The organism is Micromonospora sp. C28SCA-DRY-2, assembly GCF_030519475.1.
Taxonomy (GTDB): Bacteria; Actinomycetota; Actinomycetes; order Mycobacteriales; family Micromonosporaceae; genus Micromonospora.
Genome location: NZ_JAUMKD010000003.1, coordinates 565,504 through 590,425 on the forward strand (window position 1 = coordinate 565,504; position 24,922 = coordinate 590,425).

Sequence of the window (24,922 nt, forward strand, 5' to 3'; positions counted from 1 at the left end):
GCCGTCCGGTTCGGCCGCAGGGTGGAGGCGCAGGCGATCATGCCGCACACCCGCCAACCGCCACGGACTGCCGCCGCCGCACGGGGCGGCCATCCGCACGTCGGAAGAAGGACAACCATGAACACCCCACACGACCTGCGCTCCGCCGTCCGCGGCCAGGTCTGGCTGCCCGGCGAGCCCGGCTTCGACGCCGCCCGCCGCCCCTGGAACCTCGCCGTCGAGCAGCCGGTGGACGCCGTGGTGGAGGCCGTCGACGCGGCCGACGTCGCCGCGCTCGTCCGGCACGCCCGTGCCGCCGGGCTGAGCATCGCCACCCAGCCGAACGGGCATGGCGCCACGGGCCGTACCAGCGGCAGCATCCTGCTGCGCACCCGGCGGCTGGACACCCTGGAGGTCGACCCGGCGGCCCGTCGCGCCCGGGTCGGTGCCGGCGTGTCGTCCGGCCGGGTCCAGGCCGCCGTGGCACCACACGGGTTGACCGGGATGCCCGGAAGCTCGCCGGTGGTCAGCGTCACCGGCGTCGCGCTCGGCGGCGGTCTCGGCTGGTTCAGCCGGGCGTACGGCTGGGTCGCCGACAGCGTCACCGCGTTCGACGTCGTCGACGCCGACGGCCACGAGCGCCGGATCACCGCCACCTCCGCACCCGAGCTGTTCTGGGCGCTGCGCGGTGGCGGCGGCAGCTTCGCCGTCGTCACCGCCCTGGAACTCACCCTGCACCCCGCGCCCGCCCTGTACGGCGGTCGGATGCTGTGGCTGGCCGACCAGGCCCCGGCGGTCTTCGACGCGTACCGCCGGATCACCGCCACCGCGCCGGACACCCTGACCGTCTGGCTGGACCTGTTGCACTTCCCGGGTGGCGCCCCGATGGTCGCCGTCGACGTCACCTACCTCGGAGATCCGGCCGAAGCCCGCGACCTGCTCGGCCCGCTGGACCGCCTGCCGGCCCCGCTGTCCGACAGCCGGCGACCGATGTCGGTGGCCGAACTCGGGTCGATCACCGCGGAGCCGACCGACCCGAGCGCCGGCCTGTCCCGCGCCGAGTTGCTGACCACGCTGGACGACGACGCGGTCAGAACGCTGCTGAACGACCCCATCGAGCCGCTGCTCAGCGTGCAGCTGCGGCACCTCGACGGTGCGCTGGCCCGCCCGTCGGACACGCCGCACGGCCCGCTCGGCGAGCCCTACGCCCTGTACCTGTTCGGGCTGCCCACCGACCCGGCCCGGGCCGAGGCCGTCACCGCGAAGCAGCGCGCCCTCGCCGACGCGCTGCCCACCAGCGGCCGCAAGCCCTTCACGTTCCTCAACCCGAGCGAGAGCGTCGCGGACGCCTTCACCCCGGACGTCGTGGCGCGCCTGCGCGACGTCAAGCGCCGGCACGACCCGCACCACGTGTTCCGCGCCAACATCCCCGTAGAGGGCTGAGGCGCGGCCCCGGCCAGCTTCCCCGCAGCGAGGCCGAACGGCACGCCCGACACCGGCCGCGGCTCGACCGCGGCTCGACGACCCGCACGTCCCGTACGGCGCCAGTCGCCTCCTACCGAAGGGGCGCGCGAAAGTACCTATGCGCGTCAGATTCCCCGTCGTCGCCCGGCCCATAGCGTGGTGGTCACCTGAGAGCACGACCACTGAGGAGACAGACATGAGCGACATCACCGACCTGGTCCAGCGCTACCTCGCCGCCTGGAACGAGACCGACGCCGCCGCGCGACAGGCCGTCCTCCGGGAGGTCTTCGCCGACGACGCGGTCTACACCGACCCGCTGGTGTCGGTGCGGGGCAGGGACGGGCTCGACGCGACCATCGCGGCCGTCCAGGGGCAGTTCGGTGGGCTGGTCTTCAGCCTCGGCGGCGCCGTGGACACCCACCACGACATCGCGCGGTTCACCTGGCACCTGGGCCCCGAGGGCGCCGAGCCGGTCGTCGTCGGCTTCGACGTCGCGGTGATCGGTGCCGACGGGCGGATCAGCCAGGTGCTCGGCTTCCTCGACAAGGTGCCGGCCGGGATCTGAACACCCGGGGGCGGGCCGCCGAGCCGGTCCGCCCCCGGTCGTCCACGTGACAGAGGGAGGAACGATGACCGCCTACGTGATCGCGCACCTGCGGGACCCGGAGGAACTCCACCCCCAGGTGCTGGAGTACATGGAGCGGATCCAGGCGACGATGGACCCGTTCTCCGGCCGATTCGTCGTGCACGGCGGCCCGGTCGACGTCCGCGAGGGCAGCTGGCCCGGGAGCGTCGTGATGCTCCGGTTCCCGTCGACCCAGCACGCCCGGAACTGGTACGAGTCGGCGGCCTATCAGGCGATCCTGCCGCTGCGGACGGACCACCTGGAGGGCGAGGTGATCATCGTGGAGGGCGTCGGGCCCGACCACGACTCGGCCGCGATGGCCGCCGAACTGCGCAAGGGTTCCGGCGCGGGTCAGCCGGTGACGTCGTAGTTGAAGCCGAAGGCGCGCACACCGGTCCGGGTACGGGGCCGGTGGCTCGTCTTCGGGCCGAAGGCGACGTAGGAGCCCGGGCCGTGGGTGCGGTCGCCCTCGACGACCTCGCCGCGCACGACGAAGTACGCCTCGCCGTACGTCTCGTGCCGGTCGAGGTCCGGCCACTCGGCCCCCGGGGCGAGGTCGATCACCCACGTCCTGATCCCCGGCATCCCGGGGAGCGCCCGTACCTGGACACCGGGGCCCAGCTCGACCGGCGGGACCTCGTCGACGTCCACGGCCATCATCTGCCCAGGAAGCACCTGTTCCGCGGTGGTCATCCGGACAAGATCTCACAGCCCGAGCTGCCCGGCGAGTTCTTTGAGTTCGCCGCGGGAGGTGACGCCGAGCTTGGGGTAGGCCTTGTAGAGGTGGTAGCCGACCGTCCGGTGGCTGAGGAAGAGCTGGGCGGCGATGTCGCGGTTGGACAGGCCCTGCGCGGCGAGCCGGGCGATCTGCAGTTCCTGCGGGGTCAGGCCGGCCACCACGCCGTCGCCGGGCGCCGGATCCTGGTCCTGGACGCCGGTCGCGGTCAGCTCGCCCCGGGTACGGGCGGCCCACGGCCGCATGCCGAGCCGGTCGAAGACCTCCAGGGCGGCGTGCAACGGCCCGCGCGCCTCGGCCTTGCGCCGGGCCCGGCGCAGCCACTCGCCGTACAGCAGCGCGGTCCGGGCGTACTCCAGCGGGCGGCCGTCCCGGTCGTGCCGGTCCAGCGCCGCCGTGTAGTACGCCTCGGCCCGCTCGTCGGTGGCGAGCAGCCCGCGGCAGCGCAGCACGAGCGCGTCGGCCCACGGTTGCCGGACCGACCCGGCCCACCGGGCGAAACGCGCCAGCGGCTCGGTGGCACGCTCCGGCTCCCCCACCCGGACGGCCGACTCCACCAGGTCGGGAACGGAACGGGTGGCGCAGATGTGATGCCGCATCGGCTCGCGGTTCAGGCGCTCGAAGCGGGCGAGCGCCGCCTCGGCACGGCCGAGGCCGAGCTCCAGCAACCCGAGCGACCAGTACGCCCACGGCGCGCCGGGAGCGATGGCCGCCGCGGTGGCTCCCGCCAGTGCCTCCTCGGCGTTGCGCCGGCAGGCCGCCTCCTCCCCCGTGACCGCGTCGAGGTAGGCGAGCACGCTGCTGAACTGGCTGACCCACTGCTGCTGGCCGGTGTCCCGGGCGAGCCCCAGGGCCTCGGTCGCCGTGGCGAGCGCGTCCCGGTGCCGTCCGGCGAACACCTCGCCCTCGGCGGCGAAGAACAGCACCGTCGGCAGCCGCCCGGCACCGCCGCGGGCGCGGTGTTCGGCGGCGAGCGCGGTGGCCAGCTCGTACGCGTCGGAGTCCTGGCCCAGCGCGAGCGCCGCCCCGCAGAGGATCAGCAGCACCTGGTCGGGGGCCCGGCCGCGCCGCCGCACCGCCGCGAGGGTGTCGCCCAGCGGCGGCGGCAGCTCGGCGCGGCCCGGGTCGAGGTGGACGAGGTGGCGCCCGACCGGCGCGAGTGGGTCCGCGTCGTCCAGCGGCAGCGCGGCCAGCCGGTCGAGGGTCTCCGCGAGCTGCCGTTCCCCCAGGTACCAGGAGGTGTGCACGGCCTGGGTGAGCAACCGGGCGGCCTGGCCCGGGTCGGCGTCGCGGATCAGCCCGGCGCCGTCGAGCAGCAGCCGGTGGGCGGTGGAGTAGGAGCCCTGCCAGAAGTCCGCGACCGCCCGCACCTGCGCGATCCGCGCCCGCACCACCGGGGCGTCGTCGAGCTGCCGGGCCGCGCGCACCCCGAGGGCCCGGGCCCGCTCCAGGTCTCCCGCCTCCAGGGCCGCCTCCGCCGCCAGGGCCTCCCGGTGCGCCCGGGCAGCCGGCTCGGCGCTCAGCCGGGCGGCGCGTTCGTACGCCGCGGCGGCCGCCACGTGGCCGTTGCGGTCACGGGCCCGGGCGGCGGTGCGTTCCAACGCGCTGGCCACCTCCTCGTCGGCGCCGGTGGTGGCGGCCGCCAGGTGCCAGGCCCGGCGGTCGGCGTGTTCGGGCGAGTCGAGGGCGGCGGCGAGCGCGCGGTGGACGGCGAGGCGTTGCGCGAGCGGCGCCCGTTGGTAGACGGCGGCGCGGATCAGCGGATGGCGGAAGCGGATGGTGGTGCCGTCGGCGTCGCCGCGGAGCACCAGGCCGGCCCGCTCGGCGGGGGCCAGGTCCTCGATCGCCGCTCCCAGCGCGGCGGCGGCCCGCAGGATCACGGCCAGCTCACCGGTCTCGTCGGCCGCCGCCACCAGGAGCAGGCTCTGGCAGGTCTCGGGCAGGCGGCTGACCTGGCCGTGGAAGGCCAGTTGCAGGCGACCGGTGAGCGGTAGCGCTCCCGGTGAGAACGCGCTGGCGCCCTCGGCGGCCAGGGCGACCGGCAGCTCCAGCAGGGCCAGCGGGTTGCCGCGGGCCTCGGCGAGCAGGCGGTAGCGCACGGCGGGGGTGAGCGGGTGCCGGTCGAGCAGGGCCGCGGCCGCCTCCGGGGCCAGCCCGGACAGGCGCAGCTCGGCAAGGCCGGGGGCGGGGAAGGATCCCTCGCCGTCGCGGGCGGCGAAGATCATGACCACGCCCTCGGCGTGCAGGCGCCGGGCGGCGAACAGGAGAGCCTCCCGGGAGGCCCGGTCGAGCCACTGCGCGTCGTCCACGAGGCACAGCAGCCCGGTGTCGTCCGCGTACTCCGTCAGCAGGGAGAGCACCGCCAGCCCGACCAGCATCGGCTCGGAGCCGGCCGTGGGGCCGAGCCCGAACGCCGCCTCCAGCGCCGCGCGCTGCGGTCCCGGCAGCGCGGCGAGGGACCCGAGCGTCGGGCGCAGCAGCAACTGCAGCCCCGAGTACGGCAGCTCGGCCTCGAACTCGACCCCCGTACCGCGCAGCAGCCGCATCGCCCCGGCCGCCGCGGCCGCGTGGTCGAGCAGGGCGGTCTTGCCGATGCCGGGCTCGCCGCGCAGCACCAGCGACGAGCTGGTGCCCGCCCGGGCCGCCGCCAGCAGGTCGGCGATCGCGTCCTGTTCGGGCTTTCTCCCGTGCAGCTCCCCCGCGCCCATGATCCCATCCTGGCATCGCCGCTCGCCGGGCCGGGACGAGGGCGAGCGGGGGCGGCGCATCCCGGTCGGTCGCCGTCAGTCCCGGCGCAGCTCCAGCAGGGCGTCGACCGGGTCGGGGCTGGGGGGACCAGCCGGCCACCAGGCGGCGGAACGCCGCCGGAACGGATACCAGCGCCCGTCGCGGCCGTAGCGCAGCTGCCCGTCACGCCCCACCGTCCAGCGGTTGCGCCAGACCTTCACCTCGGGCGCGGCACCGTCGCCCGCCCACGCCGCGCGCAGCGCCTCCGTGGCCCGGGTCGTCACCTCCTTCGGTGGGCTGAACACCGCCTCCAGCGCGTCCAGACCGGCCGCGCCGGCGTACTCCCAGGCCCGGATGGCGCGGGGCAGCTCGGCCGCCCGCCCACTGGCCTCGCCGAGCCGCTTCGCCGCCCGGGACCGGGGCCGGCGGCTCGCCAGGCGCACCGCGTCCGGCCAGGGATCCTGCGCAGCGGGGAGTTCCTGGGCGCGGGACGCGGTCAACAGCTCTCGGGCCCGCAGTGCGGCGTCGGCGGCCAGCATCCCCAGCGCCTCCGCGTCGACGCCGGCCGCCTGGTGTGCGGCGAGCAGCGGGGCGAGCGCCATCGGCTCGGCGGGCACCGGCCCGGGCGGTTCCGGCAGCGGTGCCGGCACGGCCGCGTACGCCTCGTCGGCCGGCGTGCCCGCGCGCTCATCCCCGGCCCCGGCGTCGACCGGGCGGCGGGCGTTGCGCCGGCGCAGCTCCTCGATCAGCTCCGGTTCGGCCCGCCCGCGCATCAGCAGCAGTACGAAGGGGTCCCGGTCGAGCAGCCAGGACGCCTGGTACGACAGCGCGGCGGCGTGCCGGCAGGGGTGGTCCCAGGACGGGCAGTCGCACAGCGGTTCCAGGTCACCGTAGCCGGGCAGCAGCCGCACCCCGGCGTCGTCGGCCGTGTCGATCAGGTCGTGCGGCATCTCCCGGTCGAGCAGGGCGGCGATGTGTCCCGCCTTCGCGGCGACCCTGTCCAGCAGGCGGTCCCACGCGCCGTCGGTGAGGGTGCCGATGCGCACCACCGTGCGGTGTGGCGTGTACTGGTCGCCGTCGTGGACCGGGGCGGAGATCCGGCCGGGGCTCACCGTGATCGGCCCCACCTGCCCGGCGAAGGCGTACCGGCGGCCCCGCTGGAGTTGCTCGGGGTCGAGCGCGCTGCGCTCCATCGCCTCGATCCAGGCGTTGCCCCACCAGGTGTCGGCGAACTTCCGGCCGATCCGCCGGCCCGGCCCGAACGCCGTGAAGGTGCGGGCGCGGTGGTCGTCCTCGGCCGCGTCGGCGTCGTCGTCCAGCTCGCCGTCGTCCAGCTCGTCGTCGTATTCGAAGTCGACGTCCACGTCCCGCTCCTATCGCTCGTCGCGCAGCTGTACGAGCCTGAGCAGCTCGGCGTCGGAGAGTTCGGTCAGGGCGCTCTCGCCGCCGGTGAGCACCGCGTCGGCCAGCCCTCGCTTGGATTCCAGCAGGGCGGCGATGCGTTCCTCCAGGGTGCCCTGGGCGATGAGCCGGTGCACCTGCACCGGCCGGGTCTGCCCGATCCGGTACGCGCGGTCGGTGGCCTGCTCCTCCACCGCCGGGTTCCACCACCGGTCGTAGTGGATGACGTGGTCCGCGCGGGTCAGGTTCAGGCCGGTGCCCGCCGCCTTGAGCGAGAGCAGGAACACCGGCACCTCGCCGGCCTGGAACCGGCGCACCATCTCCTCCCGCTGCGGCACCGGCGTGCCGCCGTGCAGCAGTTGCGCCGGTACGCCGCGCGCGGTGAGGTGCCGGTGCAGCAGCCGGCCCATCTGGACGTACTGGGTGAAGACCAGCGCGGCGCCGTCCTCGGCGAGGATCGTCTCCAGCAGGTCGTCGAGGAGTTGCAGCTTCTCCGACCGGCCGGCGAGCGGGCCGTGCGGCTCCTTCCGGTAGTGCGCCGGGTGGTTGCACACCTGCTTGAGGCCGACCAGCAGCTTGAGCACCAGGCCGCGGCGGGCGATGGCCGTGCTGCTGGCCCGGATCTCGGCCATGACCTCGGCGACCACCGCCCGGTACAGGGTGGCCTGCTCGCCGGTGAGGGAGACCAGGTGGTCGGTGACCGTCTTCGGCGGCAGTTCCGGGGCGACGCCCGGGTCGGCCTTGCGCCGCCGCAGCAGGAACGGGCGGGCCAGCCGGAACAGCCGCGCAACGGCCGCGGCGTCCCGGTCCACCTCGATCGGGCGGGCCCATCGGGCGCGGAAGGCGCCGATGTCGCCGAGCAGGCCGGGGGTGGTCCAGTCGAGGATGGCCCACAGCTCGGAGAGGTTGTTCTCCACGGGAGTGCCGGTGAGCGCGACCCGCGCGCGGGCGGGGATCCGGCGGAGCGCCTTCGCGGTGTCGCTCAGCCGGTTCTTCACGTACTGCGCCTCGTCGGCGACCACCAGGCCCCACCGCGGCCCGGCGAGCAGGTTGGCGTCGAGCCGCGCGGTGCCGTAGCTGGTGAGCACGACACCGTCGGTCGCCGGGTCCAGCGTGCGCGCGGTGCCGTGGAAGCGGTGGACCGGCACGCCCGGGGCGAACCGGTGGATCTCGCGTTCCCAGTTGCCGAGCACCGAGGCGGGGCAGACCACGAGGGTCGGCCCGGCGGTCGCCGGATCGGCCTGGCGACGCAGGTGCAGGGCGATGACCGTGACGGTCTTGCCGAGGCCCATGTCGTCGGCGAGGCAGCCGCCGAAGCCGAGCGAGGTCATCCGCTCCAGCCACCGCAGCCCGCGCAGCTGGTAATCGCGCAGGGCGCCGTGCAGGCCGGCCGGCGGCCCCAGCGGTTCGCGCCCGCCGGCGGGCTCGGCGATCCGCTCGCACAGTGCGCCCAGCCAACCCTCGGCCACCACCTCGACCCGCTCGCCCTCGACCACCGTGCTGCCGATCAGGGTCGCGGCCAGCGCGTCGTACGCCGCCAGCGGCGGCAGCTGCCGGTCGCGGGCCTTGCCGGCCAGCTCCGGCCCGACCGCGATCCACCGGTCCCGCAGCCGGACGATCGGCGCCGACTTGGCGACCAGGTCCATCTCCGCCTCGGTGAGCAGCTCGCCGGCCAGGGTGAGCTGCCAGCTGAGCGGCACCGGCGGGGCGCCGCGCAGGTGCGCCGCCACCTCGGCGGGCGGCCCGGGCGGGGCGCTGACGAGCACCCGGGCGTACAGGTCGCGGGAGAGCCGCGGCGGCCACTGGAGGTCGATGCCGGCAGCGGCGAGCCGCGCCTCGGCGCCGCCCAGCAGGTCGACGAGGTCCTCGTCGAGCAGTTCCAGCGCGACCGGCGCGGCGTCGTCGAGCAGCCGTCCCAGCGGCGGCCACACCGCGGCGGCCCGCCGGACGGCGAGCATCGCCTCGAAGGTGGCCCGCTCGCCGAGGCCGTGCTCGTCGCCCTCCCACAGCGCCGCCGCGTCGCTGACCAGGGTGGGGTCGGCGAGGCTGCGCAGCCGCACCACGGCCGTGAGTGCGGGGGTGTCGCCGTGCTCCTGGAGCTCCAGCCGCAACGCCACCCGGAGGCCGGTGTCCACGCCCTCGGAGACCTCTCGCGCCCAGTCCCGCAGGTCGTCGCTGGGCTCGGGGTTCGCGCTGGTGAAACGCGGGTCACCGGTCAGCCAGGGCGCCGCCGGGGTGCGCGGCAGGGTGTCGGCGACGGCGTCGAGGAACGCCCGGACCAGCCCTTCCGGGTCGGGCAACACGAGCCGCTCGGCGGCGGGATCGAGCGGCACCGCACGGGCCTCGGGCGGCATCGCCGCCGCCAGGGCCCGGATCCGCGCCACGTCCGCCACGTCGAACGGGCCGGCCCGCCAGGCGTCGTAGCCGGCCGGGGAGACCCCGGGCAGCAGCCGCCCTCGGGCGGCGAGGTGCAGCCCGGTCACCGCCACCGCCGACCAGAATGCGGTGGCGGGCGTCAGTGCCTCCGCGTCCCGGAGCGCGGCGAGATGCCGGACCGCGGCACCGACCGGGACGGTGCGCACCGGAACCGTCCGGGTGACGACGGGACCCGGTCCGGGCAGGGCGAGGGGCAGTTCGCCGCCCTCCCCCAGCCCGTCGAACTCCGCCGACAGCCCCGCGCCGGTCGGATCGTAGAAGCTGACCACACCGATCCGGGGCGGATCCCCCGGCTCGAAGACGACCGCGAGCCGTCCGGATCGCACCGCACCTCCCCACGCGGGTGGGCCGTCAAGGTCCACCCGGCCAATTTGCCGTACAGCGTACGGTACATCATACGACAAAGCCCGGCCGGTACGCCTGTCGCCGAGGGGGCGGCCGGAGCGAAAAAGTTCTGCCGGCCATGTCGAGAACGGGCGGCGGGCTCCGTCCCCGGAGTGAACGTGACCAGAATGGGTCACCCGCATCGAGGAGAACCACCATGGCCAAGTACCTGCTGCTCAAGCACTACCGGGGCGCTCCGGCCGCGGTCAACGACGTGCCGATGGCCCAGTGGACGCCGGAGGAGATCTCGGCGCACGTGCGGTACATGAACGAGTTCGCGGCCCGGCTCGAGGAGACCGGCGAGTTCGTCGACGGCCAGGCGCTCGCCCCCGAGGGGACGTTCGTCCGGTACGACGGTGAGGGGCGGCCGCCGGTCACCGACGGCCCGTTCGCCGAGACCAAGGACCTCATCGCCGGCTGGATGGTGATCGACGTGGACAGCTACGAGCGCGCCGTCGAGCTGGCCGGGGAGTTGTCGGCCGCCCCGGGGGCGGGCGGGAAGCCGATCCACGAGTGGCTCGAGCTGCGCCCGTTCCTGACCGAGCCGCCCACCATCACGGAGTGACCTGATGGACGAGGCCCTGCTCCGGAGCCTCACGCCGGGCGTGCTCGCCGTCCTCGTCCGCCGCGGAGCCGACTTCGCGGCGGCCGAGGACGCCGTGCAGGACGCTCTGGTGGAGGCGATCCGCGTCTGGCCGGCCGACCCGCCGCGCGACCCGAAGGGCTGGCTGGTCACGGTGGCCTGGCGCCGGTTCCTCGACGCGACCCGGGCCGACGCCGCCCGCCGCCGGCGGGAGGACCTCGTCGACGAGGAGCCGCCACCCGGGCCGGTGCCCGCGGTCGACGACACGCTCCAGCTCTACTTCCTGTGCGCCCACCCGTCGCTGACGCCGTCGTCCGCGGTCGCGCTCACGCTGCGCGCCGTCGGCGGGCTGACCACCCGCCAGATCGCCCAGGCCTACCTGGTACCCGAGGCGACCATGGCGCAGCGCATCAGCCGGGCCAAGCGCACCGTCTCCGGCGTGCGCTTCGACCAGCCCGGCGACGTCGCCACCGTGCTGCGCGTGCTCTACCTGGTCTTCAACGAGGGCTACTCGGGCGACGTCGACCTGGCCGCCGAGGCCATCCGGCTCACCCGGCAGCTCGCGGCCGCGATCGACCACCCCGAGGTGGCGGGGCTGCTCGCGCTCATGCTGCTGCACCACGCCCGCCGCGCGGCCCGGACCGCTCCGGACGGCGCCCTGGTACCGCTGGCCGAGCAGGACCGCGGCCGGTGGGACACCACGTTGATCGCCGAGGGCATCGAGATCCTGCAGGCGGCCCTCGCCCGTGACCGGCTGGGCGAGTTCCAGGCCCAGGCCGCCATCGCGGCACTGCACGCCGACGCGCCCACCGCCGGCGAGACCGACTGGGTGCAGATCGTCGAGTGGTACGACGAACTCGCCCGCCTGACCGACAGCCCGGTCGTGCGGCTCAACCGCGCGGTGGCCGTCGGCGAGGCCGACGGACCGCGCGCCGGCCTGGCGGCGCTCGCCGGGCTGGACGACTCCCTGCCCCGCTACGCCGCGGTGGCGGCGTACCTGCACGAACGCGACGGCGACCTGGCGACGGCCGCCCGGCTCTACGCGGAGGCCGCCCGGATGGCCCCCAACCTCGCCGAGCGGGACCACCTGACCCGGCAGGCCGCCCGGCTCAACGCCCGCCGGGGTCGCTGACGCCCGGCGGCCTCAGCCCACCGACACCTTTCCGAGCGGGCGCCGCAGCGGCAGCAGCGCCACCAGCATCAGCAGCCCGGCCAGCGGCAGCGGATCCAGGTTCACCGGCGGCAGCACCGCGACGAGCAGCACCACCGGGCTCCACCACGGCAGCCGGCCCGCTGACCGTCCGGGCGGCCGAGAAGGTAGCGCGCCGGTCCGGTCGTCGGACCTGCCGAGGCCCGGCGACGGGGGACGCGAGGAGGCAGCGCCGCACCGGCGGGCCGCTCAGCGCTGGCGGTTCACCCGATGCCGCGGGTGCCGTCCTGTTCGTACCATCGCTGGTAGCCCGGGGAGGTGGTCATGTCGGACGAGAGTCGGGCGGAGAAACCGAAGCTCCCGCCGCGCTGGTTCATCCGGCTGGCCTGGTCGGTGCACCGGGGTCTGTACCGGGTCACCGGCAGCCGGGTCGGGCTCTGGCGGCCCCGCGCCGACCGCTGGGGCACCTTGCGGCTGACCACCACCGGGCGCCGCACCGGCCAGCGACGCAGCGTCATCATCGCGTACCTGGAGGACGGGCCGAATCTGTACTCGCTGGCGATGAACGGCTGGGGTGAGGGTGAGCCCGCCTGGTGGCTCAACCTGCAGGCACATCCGGATGCGACAGTCGACCTGGTGGACGGGCAGCGGTTGGTACGTGGCCGCGCCGCAACCGGCGACGAGCGGTCCCGGCTGTGGGCCCGCTGGCGCGACATCGAGACGAACCTCGACGCTCACGCGGCACTGCGGTCGTCGGAGACCGCGGTGGTGGTCCTGGAGCCCCGGCCCGGCGCCGAGCACCCTGCCGGGTAACCGCGCTCCGATGTCCACTGCCCGCCGGCGCCCGGTCCGCTCCGCCAGCCTTCGTCCCGCGGCTTGACGGGGTACGCCCACAGCCCTGCCCGTGACGTCTCACGCGCGTGGTGCCGCACCGATGACTGCGGGTGCCTCGTGAACCACTGCTCGCAACGGTGCATCCAAGCATGTGACAGACCTTCTGGAGGAAGGAGCGTCCCATGCGTGGCGCACCGATCATCGGGGTGGCGCTCACCCTCGCCCTGGCCACCGGCTGTACGTCGAGGGTCGACCGCTCCGGCGCCGAGGCGGCACCCGCCGGCTCCCCCGCTCGCAGCACGAGCCCGACCGCCCCTGCCGCACCGAACGCTCCGGCCAGCGGCAGCCCCGGGCCGGGTGCCACGGCGACCGGCGGGTCCCGACCGGGCCCTTCGTCGAGCGGCAGTTCCCGACCGAGCCGTCCGGTGAGCGAGATCCGGCGGACCGACTGGCCCAACGCGGCCATCCGCAACCTGGCCTTCTGCGGCGAATCCGACCGCACCGTGACCTTCCGCAACGGTTCCAACGGGGCGGACGTGCCGTGCCGGATCCTGCCGGGCGGCGCCCGGCCGGTGTACGCCGAGTTCGTGGTCGAGGAGCCGGCGAACGCGCCGTCGACGGAGGACGCCCTGGTCCTGGTCGAGCTCGGCAACCCTGGCGCGGCACGGCAGCAGGCCCTCGTCCCGGTCCAGCTCTCCGACGGCGGTCGGGGACGCTACGCCTGGCCGGTCATCAAGGGAGACCCACCCAGCGCGGCCGGCGACCGGATGATGACGTTCACCTCGTACCGGGTGCTGCCCGGCGGCATCGTGGAGGCAACCGTCCGCCGGCTCGACGGTGGCACCGAGACCCGCCGGTGGCGCAAGGCCGACGGCAGCGGGAACTGGGAACGGTTCTAGCCGTGCGCCGTCGTCGAACCCTTCACCCGCAGCGTGCCGAGGATCTCGTCGGTGCGATCGGCCCCACCGGTCTGCTTGATCTGGACGTACACCCCGACGGAGCCGCCGGGTGCGGCAAGCGTGACCTCGCTGAAGGACGTCGCGGTGCCGCCGCACCGCGTCCAACGCCGGACGCGGCCGCTCAGGGCACCGACCGTGACCGCGCGGTCCGCCTCGTCGGTGCAGCCGTCGTGAGCGGGGAACGCCGGCTCGGCTCCCCCGCCGGCGAGGGAGCGACTCACCCCGGCGAAGACGCCCGGTGTGGCGCTGTCCACATCGGGCCACCGGGCGAGGTCCGGCCCGACGAGAAGCCCGGGACCGCGTCCGTCGGGAAGATCGATCGCGGCGGGGTTCCAGCCGCCGTCGCGCAGTTGCCTGGCCCAGCCGTCGGGTACGGCGAGCGAGATGGTCCCGGTCGCGTCGGCCACCCGCGTCCAGCCGGGCGGTGCCGGGGAGACGGTGCTCGATCCGGTCAAGAGCAGCGACGCGGCGACGAGGCCGACGGCGGCGAGCGACCGGCGGGTGCGCCGCAGCGGCGGGCGGGCCGGGACCCGCTGCGCGCCGAGGAGATCCTCCAGGGCGGTGGCGTACGCGGCCGCGGATGGCCAGCGGCGGGCCGGATCCCGGTGCAGAGCCCGGCGCACGGCACGCTCGACGGCGGTGGGTATGCGCGGCGTCGGCACCGCCGCCTGCCCGGGCGGCAGCCCGGTCAGCATGTGGTGGGTCAGCGCGCCGATCGCGTACACGTCGGAGCGCTCGTCCAGCCCGCCACCGGGCACGAGCTGCTCGGGCGCCATGTATCCGGGGGTGCCGGCCACCAGCGTGAAGCCGGAGGCGTGCGCGAGCGTCTTGGTCAGCCCCAGATCGGCGACCAGCACCCGTTCCCCGGTCGAGGTGGTGTCGAACAGGACGTTCGAGGGCTTGAGATCGCGGTGCAGCAACCCGCTGCCGTGCAGGACGGCCACGGCCCGGGCGATGTCCGCGGCGGTGCGCAGGGCCGCGTGCACCGGCATCGGGCCCTCGGCCAGGCGGTCGGCGAGCGTGCCGCCACCGGCGTACGTCATCACCAGGTACGGCCGGCCGTCCGGCAGCTCGCCGATGTCCAGCACCCGGACCAGGTGGTCGGAGTCGACCTGCCGCATGAACCGGGCTTCCTGCCGGAAGCGCGCCCGGATGTCGGCTCGCTGCGACCAGTTGTCGGCGAGCACCTTGACCGCCACCGGTGCGCGCAGGTCGTCGTCGTACGCCAGCCAGACGGTGGCGAACGCGCCGGCACCGACGGGCCGGACGACGCGGTACCGGCCGACCTGGGGCGGGATGGACACGACCGTATTATCCGACGGCCGGGAGACCGGTGAGCACAGGAAACGGGGGCACCGGTGGGGCACGGATCGGACACCGAAGAACTGGCGCGGCGCGCGGCGGCCGGCGACAGCACCGCGCTCGACCACCTGCTCCTGGCGATCGGCCCGAGGGTGCTCGAACAGTGCGGACGGTTTCTGCCGTGCCGGCAGGACGCGGAGGAGGCGGCGCAGGACGCACTGGTGCAGGTGGCGCGGCACATCGCCCGGTTCGAGGGCCGGTCCTTGTTCTCGACCTGGTTGCACACCCTGGTCGCCAACTGCGCCCGGCAGACCTACCGCTCGCTGCGGCGCCGGTCGGTCGAGCAGTCGAGGGCGACGCTGCCGGTCGAGATCGCCGATCCCCGGACGACCAGCGTCATCGCCGGCTCCCGCCTGGACTTCCTGGACGCGCTGGAGAAACTGGAGGCCCACCGGCCGGAGTTGGTGCCCCCACTCGTGCTCCGTGACGTGTGTCAGCTCGACTACCAGGAGATCGCCGGGCAGCTGGGCATCCCGGTCGGCACGCTGAAGTCCCGGATCCATCATGCCCGCAGGCACGTGCGGGAGTCGTTGCAGGGCGGGGACGACGGTGCCGGGCTCGGGACCGCTGGCGGCGCCGACGCTGCCGGTCGCCGACCCCCGGGGTGACCCGCCGGTGACGGCGGGAGGCGTCGCTGAGCCGTGATCGGGATCGGCTCCGCTCGCGGGCACAATGTACGCCGTGCTCGCCGCCACCCGTGCCCTGCTGACGTCGCTCGATTCGCTGCCGTACCGCCGCCGGATGAACCGCCTCGCGGAATGGGCGCGGACCGCGCCCACCCGTGCCCAGGTCTGCGCCGACCTCCGCGAGCAGGGCCCCTACCAGCGACAGCTCGCGCTGGTCGCCGCGATGGTGGCCCGGGACGCCGACGGTATCGTCGCCGCGACGCGCGACCCGCAACCGTCGATCAGGGGCGCCGCGCTCACCGCGGCGCTGCGCACCGGCATCGCGGTCGGCGATCTGACCGACCGGCCGGCGGTGGAGCGGCGGCGGGTCTACCGGGCCCTGCGCCGTCGGTATGCGCCGGCTGTCGCCGACGCGTTGATCACCGAGGTACGCACCCAGTTCGGCGACGAGGAGGCCGCCGCGCTGCTGCCGGCCTGCGGCGCGGACACCGTACGGGCGTTGCTGCCCGACCTGGAGCACGCGCTCGACCTTGAGCGGCTGGTCCGGCGACACGCCGACCCGTTGCTGGACCGGATCCGCGAGCGGCTGGCCGAGGCCCCGCCCGAGCTGCGCGGGCGGATCTGGGCTCGCGCCGCCGGTGCGGTGTTGCGGTGTGACCCGGCGCAGGCGCTCGACCTGCTCGACCGGTACGCCTCCGAGGAGTCGCTGCCCGGCCCGCTGGACGCGTACGGGCGGCTCGCGGCACATGACGCGAGCCGCGTGGTCCGGCTACTCACCACGCCGGGCCGCGCGGCCTGGCTGCACCGGAACACGCTGCCGCCGGCTCTGCTGCGTCGCCTCGCCGCCCTGCCCACCGCCGAGCTGGCGCCGCTGGCCAGCCGGTTGCGTGAACAGAGCAGCGCGTTGGCGGCGCTGCTCGACGCCGTCGCGCCGAGCCGACGTGGGGAGCTGTACGACCGGGCTCTGACCGAGGTCGACACGGCAGCGCTGGTTCCGGCCGCCGAGGTCATGGAGGTGCTGCCGGCCGCGGTGCGGATCCGCGAGGCGACCCGGGTGCTGGACCTGCCGAGGATCCGCGAGCGGGAGGCCGAGGTGCGCCGCTGGAGTGCGTACCTGGCCTGGCCGGACGCGTGCGCGGCGCTGGACGCCGCGTTGCGCTCGGGTGACGCCGACGAGCGGGCGCACGGCTACGCGCTGCTGGTGGCGGCCGCCCGCCGCTCCCGCGACCCGCGGGCGGTGGCCGAGGTGATCGTGCGGCTCGGCCGGCTGCGCAACGAGCAGGACCCGGTACGCGCGGCCGCCCTCACCGCGCTGGCGGCGGCGGCACCGCTGCTCGCCGCGGACACGGCGGCCGGGCTCACCCAGCTGACCACCGACGCGGTCGACGCCCGTGACGCCTCCGCCGCGACCACGACAGCGCTGAGCACGCTCGCCGCCGACGTCCTGCGGCACCACGTGGCCGTACCGCGGCTGTGCGAGTGGGCGCTGCTGACGATCGACCTGGTGAGCACCGCAGCCAGCGTGCCGGTCCTGCGCCGCTTCGACACCGTCCTGCGCCGGGGGCAGGAGGCGATGGTCTTCGATCGGCTGCGCGGCTGGGTCGAGGCCGGGATCGCCCGCGGGCGGTACGGTCCGCTCTTCGCGCTCACCCACGCGCTCGGCAGGCGGGCCCGACGGCTGCCGCGGTTGCAGGACCTGTTGCGTCGGGCGATCGGGCCGGGCACGCTGCCGTCGGTGGCTCGGACGGCGATCGGGCTCTGGCTCGACGACCCGCGTACGCGCTCGGAGCGGGTCGCCGAGGTGCTCACGGTCGACCCGTCGGCGGTGACGATCCACGAGGTGTGGGCGACCGTCTGCGCGTCCCGCACCGACCTGCTCGACCAGGTGCTCGACAGCGGCCCGCGCGGCCGGTTCGTCGAGGCGGGGACGCGATGGGTGCCGGTCCGGGCGTCGCACCCCGAGCGCTGGCTGCCCCGCCAGCAGGCCCGCTTCGTGGAGCTACAGGAGCAGATCGTCGCCGACACCGAGCAGGGGGTGTGGCGGCGAGTGGCGGCGATCCGGGCCGCCGCCGGCGTCCCCGGCGCGGGCCGCGACCTGGTGGTGCGCCACCTGGACGCCCCCGAGGTGCCGGTCGTCGAGGCGGCGCTGGGCGCGCTGGTCTGGACGGACCGACCGGACGCGGCGCTTCCGGTGCTGCTGCGGTACGCCAACGAGGACCGGGCGCGGGTCGCGCTGTACGCGGCCGGCCGGGCTGCCCGGCACGTCCCGCCGTCCCGGCTGGCCGCCCTGCTCGGCGAGGTGGTGACCGGTCCCGCGAAGATCACCAGCCGGAAGGAGGCGGTCCGGTTGCTGGCCCGCTACGGGCCGCCGCGAGTGATGGCGACGCTGCTCGACGCGTACCGCCACCCGGACACGCACCGCGACGTGCGGGCGGCCATCGTCTCGGCCGCCCGGCAGCGGCTCGGGACCGAGGCGAGCTGGACCATCGTGCGGACCGCTGTCGACGGCAGCCGGGAGGAGCGGCGTGCGGTTCTCGGCACGTACCCGTACACGATCCCGGAACGGCACCGCCCACGCTTCGGCGCGCTCATCGTCGCGGCGTGCCATGCCGCCGACCGGGAGATCCGGCGCGCCGCGTTCGCCCAGCTCGGGGAATGGTCGCCATGGCTGACCGGCATCACCGAACTGGTCGTGGACCGGCTCACCGACCTGGACGAGACGATGGTGCACATCGAGGTCGCCAACCTGCTGAAGGCCGGCGGCGACGGGGTGTTCGGTGACGCGCTGGCCCGGCTCGTGGACCGCGACGCGGACGACGATCATCCCGGAGACCCGAGGGTCGACCGGCCCGCCCGACGCCGCATCGACCTCCTCGCCCGCGGCGCGGTCGTCCGGTCCCGGAGCCGGCCGGCCGGCACCGACCAGAGCGTGCTGATCGGATCGGCGCGGTGGCTCGCCGGCCACCCCGCGTACGCCGGCACGGCCACGGGGTTGCTGGTCGACCTCGGCCGGCTGGACAACCTGGACGAGGTCGCCGGGCTGTGCGCGGGCCGGCCCGTCCTGGCCCTCCGCACCGCCGAACGTGTCGGCGCCCGCCTGGGCGGCCTCCGCGAGTGGCCCGACCCGGCGCTCCTCGCCGGCACCGTCGCCCGACTGGCCGGACGCGGCGATCTCGCCGGCGGGCTGTTCGCGGTGGCGCTGGTCCGCCACGGGGCCAGCTTCGGTTGGCCGGCTCCGTGGCGGGACCTGCTGATCGGACTCCGCCGGCACCCGGACGCCGATGTCCGCGAGGAGGCGTACGCCGTCGAGATGAGCTGACGGCCCCTCGACGCGACGTAGCGCCTCGCTGCGAGATCAGCGGTTGTCGCCGCTGCCGCCCAGCACGCCACGGTCCTGGCGGCTGGCCAGCTTGGCCAGGTTGGCCGTCGCGATGTCGTCCAGCGACAGGTCGAGGTAGTCGGCGAGCACCGCCAGGTACCAGAGCACGTCACCGAGTTCCTTGGCGATGTCGGCCCGGTCGATCAGCGACTCGTCGCTGTCGAGGTCGCGGACCCACTTCTTGAACTTCTCGGCGATCTCGCCCGACTCGCCGACCAGCCCGAGCACCAGGTGGAGCAGCTCGTTCCGCCTGTCCCGTGGAGCGGCGGTACGCAGGGCGCCACGTTGGTACTCGTCCAGGTCCATGGCGGACCAGTATGGTCGAACCCCCACCCACCGGCCGCCACGACCCGAGGCGGGAATCCGGTCCATCCCGTTCGTACGCCGGTGCGCCACCTCCCGGAGGACGACCGGGCCGAGAGCGGTGACCGAGGTGAGAAACGGCCCGCCGGAGACATCTCCTGGTGACGTCGACACCGCTCAGGCGCGGGCCGGGATCCGGGCCAGGGTGCGGATCGGGCGGGCGGCCAGCAGCGCGACGGCGGTGAGGAGGGCGACCACGACGCCCACCAGGAGCACCCCGTCGGTGCCGAACGCCGCCACGGCGGGGCCGGCCAGCGCGCTGCCGATCGGGTACATGCCGACGGAGCCGGCGACCTCGTAGGCGTGGACGCGGTTGAGCACCTCCCCCGGCACCTGGGTCTGCACACTGGTGGCCCACATGACGCCCCAGACGCCGATCCCGGCCCCGACCGCGACCTGGGCGGCGGCGAGCTGCCAGACCGGCCAGCCGAGCACGATGCCGAGCGGATAGAGCGGGTAGGTCAGTATCGCCACAGCTCCCGCGGCCAGCGGCCGTCCGGGCCGATAGCGGATCGCCAGCAGACCACCGGCCACCGTGCCCGCGCCCAACGCGCAGGTGAGCAGACCGAAGGCGGTCGCGCCGTGCTCGGGCACGATGACCCCGGCGGCCACCGACAGCTGCGGCCCCCAGGAGAGCACCGCGAAGAACATCCAGATCACGATCACGCCCCAGAGCCAGCTCCGGGCGCGGAACTCCCGCCAGCCGACCGCCAGGTTGCGCCACAGGCTCCCGCCGGCCGGCGGGGCGGGCACCGACCCGAGCCGGAGGGCCGACAGGCAGACCGCGCTGGTCGCGTATGCGACGGCGGACATCACCATCACCCAGCCGGTGGCCCCGAGCCCGACCAGGGTGCCGGCCAGCGCCGGGCCACCCAGCCCGGTGAGTGCCTCGGAGGTACGCAGCACCCCGTTGGCACCCTGCACGTCCCGGGCCACCAGCGGGACGGTCGAGGAGGTGCCCGGCTGGAACATCGCGTTGGCGGCGCCGGCCACGGTCAGCAGCGCGTACAGCTGCCAGAGGTGGCCGATGCCGTGGATGAACAGGAGGGCGAGCAGCACATGGGCGGCGAGGTTGACCAGATCGGCGACGATCATCATCCGACGGGCGGTGAACCGGTCGGCGAACACTCCGCCGAACAGCACCAACCCGGCGAACGGGCCCACCAGGAAAGCCATCGCGTAGCCGGCGGTGTCCAGGCCGTACCCGCCGGTGAGCAGACCGGCCGAGACCGCGACCGGCAGCATGGCCCAGCTGAGCAGGCCCGCGCTGCGGGCGGCGAAGTAGTACCGGAAGTTGCGGGACCAGATCGCCGCGTCCCCGGTCGGCGGCGCCTCGGCGGAGCGATCCCGGGTCGGCGGCAGCGGCGCCGCGGCAGCACGGTCGGTCAGGCGCTCCTCAGTGGCCGACCCGACCGGGCCGAGAGACCGGGACGGCGACGACGGGTGGGATCTCTGGGGCGGGCACAGCGCGAAGGCTTCCTCGTGGCTCACGCCTCAGGACACTAGGTGCACGTGCATCTAATGCGCAAGAACAAAATGAGGACGCATTTCATGCGTCTAGACTTAATGTCTGGGAATCTAGTGCAATCGCATGTGCTAGCCTCACGGTCATGGAGACCACCGGCGCCCGGGGCCCCCAGTCCCTCGTCGACCAGTGGCGGGAGCTCACGGCTCGCCGAGTCCGCATCTGGAACGCCCTGGAGCAGGCCCTCGAAGAGCAGCACGGCCTGAGCTGCCACGAGTTCGAGGTCCTGGACCAGCTGTCGGAGTGCACCGAGGAGATGAAGCCGCGGGTCCAGGACATCGCGGACGTCGTCCCGATCACCCAGAGCGCCCTCTCCCGCCTCATCGGCCGCCTGGAGAAGCAGGGCCTCATCGAGCGCAAGCTCTGCGAGGTCGACCGTCGGGGCATCAACGTCTACCTGACCGACGCCGGCCGCGCCCGGCACGCCGAGGCCCGCCCGACGTACTGCGAGGTGCTGGCTCAGCAGTTCGCCTCCTGCGCGGCCGCCGAGGCCGCCGGCCTCACGCTCGGTCTCGGCGAGCTCTTCGAGGCGCGGAAGAGCGCCGGCGACTAGTGCGATGACCGGGTGCGGCTGGGCCTGACCCCGGTGTCGTCGGCGGCGCTCCGGTGCGTGGGTGGCGTCCGGGCGATGCCGTGGTGATACTCAGCCTTCATGGAGAAGGCTCGATCTGCACCGCTCGGCCGCGACCTGGCGCACGCCCTGCGTACCGGCCCGTTCTCCGCCGCGCTGCACCTGGCCATCGAGGACCGGGGCATCCGGCCGGAGGAGATCCAGGAGCGGCTCTCGGCCGCGGGGGTGAGCGTCAGCCTCGCGACGCTGAGCTACTGGCGGCGGGGACGCAGCCGCCCCGAGCGGCCCGAGTCGATGAAGGCGGTGCGGCTGATGGAGCAGATCCTGTCGCTGCCCGCCGAGTCCCTGATCGCCCAGCTGGGACCGCGGCGTCCACGCGGCCGTTGGCTCAACCAGCCGGCCGGCACCATCGCGATCGACCGGCTCTTCGAGAACGGCGCCAGCGTCTCGAAGATCATGAGCGAACTCGACCGGTGGATGTACCACGAGCTGACCCGGATCAGCCTCCACGACCTCTACCGCGTCGGGCCGAAGCGGCAGGAGCGGGGGCTGACCTGCCGGCAGGTGCTGCGGGCCAACGTCGACCGCGTCTCGCGTACCGTCGGGATCTTCCGCACCGACGACATCGGCGCGCCGGTCGGTGTGCATCCCCTTCGGAACTGCCGGGTGGGGCGGGTGCGCTCCGACCCGCAGACGGGTCTGCTGGCCGCGGAGATCATCTTCGACCGGATGCTGTCGCAGGGCGACACCGCCGTCATCGAGTACGAGTTCGAGAGCGGCTCGACGGTCGCCACTGACAACTACTACCACGGCTTCTCCGTGCCGGTCGGCGAGTACGTGTTGCAGGTGCAGTTCGACCGCGACGCGGTGCCGGCGCGCTGCTACCGCTTCGAGCGGCGCGGCCTCCACGCGCCCGCCCAGGGCGTACGGGAGGTGTGGATCGGCTCGACGCACGGCGCGCACGTGGTGGCGGCGGACGTCCCGCCGGGCATCGTCGGTATGCGCTGGGAATGGGAGTAGCCGGCCGGGCGCCTCGCGCGGTGCCCGGCCGGCCGCCGTGCGCTCCTGGTCAGGAGGCGTTGATGGTCACGTCGTCGATGACGAAGCTGGTCTGCAGCGACCAGTCCTCGACGCCGTTGAACCGCAGGGTCACCGTCTGCCCGCGGAACTGGCTGACGTCGACGACCCTCTCGACGTAGGCGGAGTTGGCGTCGAGGTTGGTCGCGGTGGCGACGGTCGTGCTGCCCATGGTGACCGTCAGCCGGTCCCAGACCTGGCCGTCGTTCTCGGCGGTCGTGATCCGTACCCAGTAGCGCAGCACGGCGCTGGTGCACGCGGCCGGGATCGCGACCGACTGGGACAGGTAGTCGGTGTGCGCCTGGCCCTGGCCGCCGAGCCAGGCGCTGCGGGTGCCGGTGTGGCCCGGGTACCCGTAGCCGGACCAGGCGCCGATCACGCCGGAGTTGGCGGACCACGGCGTGCTGCCGTTCTCCAGGCTGGAGTTGGCCACCACCTGCACCGGGGTGCAGTCGCCGCCACCGGAGGTCACGGTCCAGGTGAAGTCGGCCGTCGCGGTCCTCGACGCGGCGTCGGTCACGGTCACCGTCACGTTGGAGCTGCCGGCCGTGGTCGGGCTGCCGCTGATCACACCGGTGGACGAGCTGATCGACAGGCCCGCGGGCAGGCCGGAGGCGCTCCAGGTGTACGGCGTCGTGCCGCCGGAGGCCCGCATCTGGAGGTTCACCTGCTGCCCGACGGCGGTGCTCTGGTCACCCGGGTCGGTGACCGACGGGTCGTCCGGGTTGCTGCCGCCGTTCATGAACGCGGTGTACAGCAGCCGGTTCGGCGATCCGCTGCCCGGGCTGGTCACGGTGCCGGTGGTGGCGTTGTTCACCAGCGCGTCCCGGACCTGGGCGGGCGTCGCGCCGGGGTTGAGGCCCAGGTAGACGGCGGCGGCGCCGGCCGTGTGCGGAGAGGCCATCGAGGTGCCGGTCATCGTCGCCCGGCCGGTGTTGCTGGAGTGCGACGCCGACACGATGCTCGTACCGGGGGCGAAGATGTCCAGGCAGGAGCCGTAGTTGCTGCTGCTGTTGCGGGCGTCGGAGTTGGTGGTGTTGCCGACGGTGACCGCCGCCGCGACGGCCTGCGGGCTGTAGTAGCAGGCGTTGTCGGAGGAGTTGCCCGCCGCCTGGACGAACTGCACCCCGGACGCGATCAGGCTGGACACCGCGCTGTCCATGGCCTGGCTGGTGCACCGGCTCTGGCAGCCGATGCTGTAGTTGACCACGGCCGGCTTCTGGGCGTTGGCACGCACCCAGTCGATACCGGCGATCAGGTCGTCGTTGGTGCCGCTGCCCTGGCAGTTCAGCACCCGCACCGCCACCACGCTGGCCTTCTTGGCCACGCCGTAGCTGGTGCCCACCGCGGTGCCGGCCACGTGCGTGCCGTGCCCGTGGCAGTCGGTGGGGGTGCTGTCGTTGTCGACCATGTCGGTGCCCTGCCGGACCCGGCCGGTGAAGTCGACGTGGTTGGCGTTGATGCCGGTGTCCAGCACGTAGACCGTCGCGCCCTGACCGGGGTTGGCCGGGTAGGTGTACGCCTGGTTCAGCGGCAGGTTCCGCTGGTCGATGCGGTCGTCACCCCAGTTCGGCGGGTTGTTCTGGGTGTCCGCCACGCCGATGCGCTGCACCGCCTCGACGGCGGCGACGGCCGGGTCGGCGGCCAGCCGCCGGGCCTGCTGGCCGGACATCGTGGCGGCGAAGCCGCGCAGGCCGGCGGTGTACAGGTGCCGGGTCTGCCCGCCGTAGCGGTTGCTGAGGTCCCGCGCCTTGCTGCCGACAGCGGTCGCGGTGAGGGCGTCGTCGTCGAGGACGACGATGTAGCGGCCCGGGACCGCGTTGGGGCTGTCGGCGTACCGGACGGGCGCTTCGGGGCCGGTGGGGGCGGCGCTCGCCTGGCCTCCGGTGCCCAGGACGATGGCGATCGCGACGACGACCGCGGTGCCGAGGACTCTCTGCCGCATAGGTTCTCTCTCCTCCCAGAGATCCCTGCTGCACGGCCAGGTCCCGATGGCGCCGGCCGCTCAGGGGTGCCGCCGAACCTAGGAGCAGTCGGGAACGCCATGGCAGAGCGGTTAACAGCTCGCGACGATTCGTCACGTCAAAACTGTTTATGAACCACGACAGTCCGCACCGGACGAATCGCACGGCCCCCGGGGCCGGGCCGGGCGCCGTGGTACCGGGCGGGGCGGCGGGCCCCACGCCGTCCGGTGCGGCGCTACCACCCACCCACCCGGGCCGGGGCGGGGTCGCGCGGCGGTTCCGCTTCCGTGCGCCGGCGCGTCTCCTCCCGGCGGCGCGCGGCCGCCGAGGCGAGTACGACCGGTGCGATCAGCATGGCGACGGCACCGACGAAGCCGACGGCGAACGACAGGTCGGTCGCCTCCGCGACACCCCCGATCATCGGTGGGCCGATGAGGAAGCCGGAGTACGCGATGGTGGTGACGAAGCCGATCTCCCGCTCACCGCCGGTGCCGTCGCTGCACCGGCCGACCTCGCCGGCGAGGTCGAGCGCGACCGGGAAGGCGAACGCGACACCGCCACCGGCCAGCACGTGACCGGCGTACGTGAGCCAGGCGACCGGCACGATCACCGAACCCTGGGTCGCGGTGGGCGCTCGGCGGCCGAACACCCCGGCCGCCTGCCGGCGGTGACCGTCTCGATCCGCCCGATGCGGATGACGTCAGCCACCCCGTCGAACATCCGCAGGCTGCGCACGGCACCTCCCCCGCGCGCAGCCTGCGGACCGGTCACGACTTG

The 24,922-nt window shown here is 74.5% G+C and carries 21 protein-coding genes; 11 read left to right on the plus strand and 10 right to left on the minus strand.

All coding sequences use genetic code 11. From position 1 onward, the window contains the following. Nucleotides 1–117 precede the first annotated feature (117 nt). The 3 genes from Q3W71_RS16175 (at nt 118) to Q3W71_RS16185 (ending at nt 2,438) form a co-directional block, all read left to right on the plus strand. Nucleotides 118–1,422, plus strand: coding sequence for an FAD-binding oxidoreductase (locus Q3W71_RS16175; protein ID WP_302920154.1), 1,305 nt, complete (start codon nt 118–120; stop codon nt 1,420–1,422). A 217-nt stretch (nt 1,423–1,639) separates the two neighbouring features. Next, a complete protein-coding gene (locus Q3W71_RS16180; protein ID WP_302920155.1) occupies nt 1,640–2,008 on the plus strand; it encodes a nuclear transport factor 2 family protein in 369 nt (122 codons plus the stop codon). Nucleotides 2,009–2,072: 64 nt separating this feature from the next. After that, nucleotides 2,073–2,438 (plus strand): DUF1330 domain-containing protein, encoded by a 366-nt coding sequence (locus Q3W71_RS16185; RefSeq protein ID WP_302920156.1) that lies wholly within the window; start codon nt 2,073–2,075, stop codon nt 2,436–2,438. On the opposite strand, the gene Q3W71_RS16190 is transcribed toward Q3W71_RS16185, so the two are convergent. From Q3W71_RS16190 to Q3W71_RS16205, 4 genes are all read right to left on the minus strand, one after another. After that, complete coding sequence (locus Q3W71_RS16190) at nt 2,420–2,761, minus strand: hypothetical protein (RefSeq protein ID WP_302920157.1); 342 nt, start codon at nt 2,759–2,761, stop codon at nt 2,420–2,422. The genes Q3W71_RS16185 and Q3W71_RS16190 overlap by 19 nt on opposite strands. Before the next feature lie 12 nt (nt 2,762–2,773). After that, nucleotides 2,774–5,512: an AAA family ATPase gene (locus tag Q3W71_RS16195; protein ID WP_302920158.1), complete on the minus strand. Its 2,739-nt coding sequence runs from the start codon at nt 5,510–5,512 to the stop codon at nt 2,774–2,776. A 75-nt stretch (nt 5,513–5,587) separates the two neighbouring features. Further along, nucleotides 5,588–6,895, minus strand: coding sequence for an SWIM zinc finger family protein (locus Q3W71_RS16200; RefSeq protein WP_302920159.1), 1,308 nt, complete (start codon nt 6,893–6,895; stop codon nt 5,588–5,590). 9 nt (nt 6,896–6,904) lie between these two features. Then, nucleotides 6,905–9,694, minus strand: a complete 2,790-nt coding sequence (locus Q3W71_RS16205; protein ID WP_302920160.1) for a DEAD/DEAH box helicase — start codon at nt 9,692–9,694, stop codon at nt 6,905–6,907. Nucleotides 9,695–9,909: 215 nt separating this feature from the next. Here Q3W71_RS16205 and Q3W71_RS16210 point away from each other — a divergent pair, with 215 nt between their 5' ends. Both Q3W71_RS16210 and Q3W71_RS16215 read left to right on the plus strand, forming a co-directional pair. Then, nucleotides 9,910–10,317, plus strand: coding sequence for a YciI family protein (locus tag Q3W71_RS16210; RefSeq protein ID WP_302920161.1), 408 nt, complete (start codon nt 9,910–9,912; stop codon nt 10,315–10,317). A 4-nt stretch (nt 10,318–10,321) separates the two neighbouring features. Beyond that, nucleotides 10,322–11,467, plus strand: a complete 1,146-nt coding sequence (locus Q3W71_RS16215) for an RNA polymerase sigma factor (RefSeq protein WP_302920162.1) — start codon at nt 10,322–10,324, stop codon at nt 11,465–11,467. Between the two features lie 12 nt (nt 11,468–11,479). Here Q3W71_RS16215 and Q3W71_RS16220 read toward each other — a convergent pair whose 3' ends face one another. Beyond that, nucleotides 11,480–11,602 carry a hypothetical protein gene (locus Q3W71_RS16220; RefSeq protein WP_302920163.1) on the minus strand — a complete coding sequence of 41 codons (123 nt, stop codon included), beginning with the start codon at nt 11,600–11,602 and terminating at the stop codon, nt 11,480–11,482. A 207-nt stretch (nt 11,603–11,809) separates the two neighbouring features. Here Q3W71_RS16220 and Q3W71_RS16225 point away from each other — a divergent pair, with 207 nt between their 5' ends. Both Q3W71_RS16225 and Q3W71_RS16230 read left to right on the plus strand, forming a co-directional pair. Then, complete coding sequence (locus Q3W71_RS16225; protein WP_302920164.1) at nt 11,810–12,298, plus strand: nitroreductase/quinone reductase family protein; 489 nt, start codon at nt 11,810–11,812, stop codon at nt 12,296–12,298. A 446-nt stretch (nt 12,299–12,744) separates the two neighbouring features. Continuing rightward, nucleotides 12,745–13,218, plus strand: a complete 474-nt coding sequence (locus Q3W71_RS16230) for a hypothetical protein (RefSeq protein ID WP_302920165.1) — start codon at nt 12,745–12,747, stop codon at nt 13,216–13,218. Here the strand turns inward: Q3W71_RS16230 and Q3W71_RS16235 are convergent. Then, nucleotides 13,215–14,582, minus strand: coding sequence for a serine/threonine-protein kinase (locus Q3W71_RS16235; RefSeq protein ID WP_302920166.1), 1,368 nt, complete (start codon nt 14,580–14,582; stop codon nt 13,215–13,217). The genes Q3W71_RS16230 and Q3W71_RS16235 overlap by 4 nt on opposite strands. A 54-nt stretch (nt 14,583–14,636) precedes the next feature. Between Q3W71_RS16235 and Q3W71_RS16240 the strand changes: the two genes are divergently transcribed. Next, nucleotides 14,637–15,248 (plus strand): RNA polymerase sigma factor, encoded by a 612-nt coding sequence (locus Q3W71_RS16240; RefSeq protein WP_302920167.1) that lies wholly within the window; start codon nt 14,637–14,639, stop codon nt 15,246–15,248. A 64-nt stretch (nt 15,249–15,312) separates the two neighbouring features. Beyond that, complete coding sequence (locus tag Q3W71_RS16245; RefSeq protein WP_302920168.1) at nt 15,313–18,585, plus strand: hypothetical protein; 3,273 nt, start codon at nt 15,313–15,315, stop codon at nt 18,583–18,585. A gap of 36 nt (nt 18,586–18,621) precedes the next feature. Here the strand turns inward: Q3W71_RS16245 and Q3W71_RS16250 are convergent, their stop codons facing one another. Together Q3W71_RS16250 and Q3W71_RS16255 are read right to left on the minus strand one after the other, a co-directional pair. Continuing rightward, the gene (locus Q3W71_RS16250; RefSeq protein ID WP_302920169.1) at nt 18,622–18,951 is read right to left on the minus strand and encodes a nucleoside triphosphate pyrophosphohydrolase family protein; all 330 of its coding nucleotides are present in this window, start codon (nt 18,949–18,951) and stop codon (nt 18,622–18,624) included. A 174-nt stretch (nt 18,952–19,125) separates the two neighbouring features. After that, nucleotides 19,126–20,499: an MFS transporter gene (locus Q3W71_RS16255; RefSeq protein WP_302920170.1), complete on the minus strand. Its 1,374-nt coding sequence runs from the start codon at nt 20,497–20,499 to the stop codon at nt 19,126–19,128. 119 nt (nt 20,500–20,618) lie between these two features. Between Q3W71_RS16255 and Q3W71_RS16260 the strand changes: the two genes are divergently transcribed. Next, nucleotides 20,619–21,086: a MarR family winged helix-turn-helix transcriptional regulator gene (locus Q3W71_RS16260; protein WP_302920171.1), complete on the plus strand. Its 468-nt coding sequence runs from the start codon at nt 20,619–20,621 to the stop codon at nt 21,084–21,086. Between the two features lie 99 nt (nt 21,087–21,185). After that, nucleotides 21,186–22,124, plus strand: a complete 939-nt coding sequence (locus tag Q3W71_RS16265) for a hypothetical protein (RefSeq protein ID WP_302920172.1) — start codon at nt 21,186–21,188, stop codon at nt 22,122–22,124. Between the two features lie 49 nt (nt 22,125–22,173). Here the strand turns inward: Q3W71_RS16265 and Q3W71_RS16270 are convergent, their stop codons facing one another. Then, nucleotides 22,174–24,126: a S8 family serine peptidase gene (locus Q3W71_RS16270; RefSeq protein ID WP_302920173.1), complete on the minus strand. Its 1,953-nt coding sequence runs from the start codon at nt 24,124–24,126 to the stop codon at nt 22,174–22,176. Between the two features lie 254 nt (nt 24,127–24,380). Further along, complete coding sequence (locus Q3W71_RS16275; protein WP_302920174.1) at nt 24,381–24,794, minus strand: hypothetical protein; 414 nt, start codon at nt 24,792–24,794, stop codon at nt 24,381–24,383. Nucleotides 24,795–24,922: the final 128 nt, after the last annotated feature.